The 2,699-nt window shown below is 67.4% G+C and carries 2 protein-coding genes; both read right to left on the bottom strand.

What is annotated here, in order from left to right; translation table 11 throughout:
- Positions 1–39: 39 nt before the first annotated feature.
- Positions 40–450, bottom strand: a complete 411-nt coding sequence (locus EN780_RS31630; RefSeq protein WP_127285530.1) for a hypothetical protein — start codon at positions 448–450, stop codon at positions 40–42.
- Between the two features lie 75 nt (positions 451–525).
- Positions 526–2,699 (bottom strand): efflux RND transporter permease subunit (locus EN780_RS31625; protein ID WP_133372803.1); only part of this gene is annotated, 2,174 nt, incomplete at its 5' end.

The raw sequence follows: 2,699 nt of genomic DNA, 5'->3' as shown, positions 1-2,699 counted from the left end.
TCATACGCATGTTCTCTCTCCTTAAGGCTCGATCGAAGTTCAACGGGGGGACGCGGCAAGGCGGGCGGTGCCCGCCAGAGCCGCGAGGTGAGCAACCACGAACAGAAAGTGCGCCGCGGTTGTGACGTAGCCGACGACGAGCACGTCGGCGGCGATGAAGAACTGCCAGAACAACAGGTTTGCCGTTCCGAGCAGCATGTGGACGGCAGCCAGGAAGGCATGCCAGGTCCGCGAATAGGCGATGCGCGAGAGCGTGACCCCGATGATCAGGGCCAGTCCGTGCGCCTCGATGAAGCCGATGCCGGTGCCGGGCGCGTCGGCGAGCAGTATGGCTTCGGCGCCGCGTCCGAAGAACGAGCCGGCAATGTCGGTGGCGAGCCCGCCGGCCGATGCCAGGATCAGGAAGCCGGCGTTGACGCGGATGAGCAGGTTTCCAAAGAACGGTGTCATGGTCGTTTCCCTTCGGTTACGTGTTTGGCTGCCACGGCGGCATTCCGCCGTGGCTTGTCGGAATGCGTGGCCGCCTCAGGCGGCGATGGCTTGCGGCTCGGCGACCGCCACGGCGGGATCCGTCGCTGCTGTCGTTTCGGCCGGCGCCTTGATGCCGAACCAGCTGACGTAAAGCGTCGGCAGGAACACCAGCGTCAGCACCGTCGCCACCATCAGGCCGCCCATCACCGCGTAGGCCATCGGCCCCCAGAACACGGTCGGCGCGATCGGGATCATGCCGAGGATGGCGGCCGCCGCCGTGAGCAGGATCGGCCGCAGCCGGTGCGTGGTGGCGCTGATCACCGCCGCCCATGGCTCCTCGCCGTCGGCGATGTGCTGGTCGATCTGCGTGATCAGGATCACCGAGTTGCGGATCACCATGCCGATCAGCGACATCACGCCTAGTATGGCGACGAAGCCCATCGGCGCGCCGGAGATGAGCAGCGCGCCGGCGACGCCGATCAGCGCCAGCGGAGCGGTGAGCAGCACCAGCACCAGGCGCTGGAAGCTCATCAGCTGGATCATCAGCACCGTGGCCATGATGAACAGCATCAGCGGGAAGACCACGAAGATGCTGGCCTGCGCCTTGGCGCTGTCCTCGATCACGCCGCCCTGTTCGACGCTGTAGCGGGCCGGCAGCTCCGCTTTGAAGGCGGTGATCGCCTTCTCCAGCTTGCGCGTCACCGCGGTGGCATCGCTGCCCGGCGCGACGTCGGTCTGGACGGTCACCGTCGGCAGGCGACCACGGCGCCAGATCAGCGGCGGCTCGGTCTGGTAGGAGAGCTTGGCAACCTGTTCGAGCGGCACGCGGCGTCCGCCCGAGGCGCTGATCGTCAGGCCGCGCAGCGTGTCGATGCTGGCGCGTTCGGACTCCACGGCGCGGGCGACGATGTCGACGAGGTAGGTGTCGTCGCGCATCTGCGTGATCTTCGAGCCGGACAGCACCGCGTTGATCGTCTCGGAGAGCTGCTGCGAGGAGATGCCGAGTGCACGCGCCCGGTCCTGGTCCACTTCGACCTTGATGACCTTGGCCGGCTCGTTCCAGTCGTAGTTGATGTTGCGCACCGCGGCATCGCTGCCCAGCACCTGCGCGAACTGCTGCGCCAGGCTGCGCGTCCTGTCCGGGTCCGGACCGCTGACGCGGAACTTCAGCGGCCAGCCGACCGGCGGTCCGAGCTCGAGCGGCGTGACGCGCGCCATGACATCGTCGAAGCCGGTCGACAGCTTCTTCTCCAGCCGGTCGATGACCGCCTGGCGCACGGCGTGGCCCTTGGTCACCACCACCGCCTGGGCGAAGAAGTCGCTGGCGAGCTGCGCGTCGAGCGGCAGGTAGAAGCGCACCGCGCCCTGACCGACGTAGAAGCTCCAGTGGTCGATGTCCGGGTCGGCCGCGAGCAGCTTTTCGACGCGCTCCACCACCGCGTCGGTCGCCGTGATCGAGGCGGTACGCGGCAGGGTGAGATCGACCATGACCTCGGGCCGGTCGGACTTCGGGAAGAATTCCTGGCCGACGAAGCCCATGGCCACGACCGACAGCGCGAACAGCCCGGCGGTCGCCGACAACACCAGCCACTTCGCCCGCATCGCCATTTCGAGCAGCGCCTGGAAGCCGCGGGCTATGCGCGACGGCTGATGGCTGCCGCCATGGCCCTTGATGCGCTCCGGCAGCAGGAAGACGCCGGTGAGCGGCGTGAACAGCACCGCCACGATCCAGGAGACGACCAGCGCGATGCCGACGACCGCGAACAGCGAGAAGCAGTATTCGCCGGCGCCGCTCTTGGCGAAGCCGACCGGCACGAAGCCGGCGATCGTCACCACCGTGCCGGTGAGCATCGGGAAGGCGGTCGAGGTATAGGCATAGGTGGCGGCCGAGATCTTGTCGTGGCCTTCCTCCATGCGCGAGATCATCATCTCGACCGCGATCATGGCGTCGTCGACCAGGAGGCCGAGCGCGATGATCAGCGCGCCCAGTGAAATGCGCTGCAGCGAAATGCCGAAGTACTCCATGGTGACGAAGGTGATCGCAAGCACCAGCGGGATGGCGACCGCCACCACGATGCCTGGGCGCCAGCCGAGCGCCAGCAGCGAGACGGCGAGCACGATGGCGATCGCTTCGCCGAGGCTCTTGGTGAACTCGCCGACGGACTCTTCCACCACATGCGACTGGTCGGCGACCAGGCCGAGCTCGGCGCCGAGCGGCAACTCGGCCT

The organism is Mesorhizobium sp. M4B.F.Ca.ET.089.01.1.1 (genome assembly GCF_004022605.1).
Classification (GTDB): domain Bacteria; phylum Pseudomonadota; class Alphaproteobacteria; order Rhizobiales; family Rhizobiaceae; genus Mesorhizobium; species Mesorhizobium abyssinicae.
Note: the sequence above shows the minus strand (reverse complement) of the source record. Positions and strands in the feature narration are given on the sequence as shown.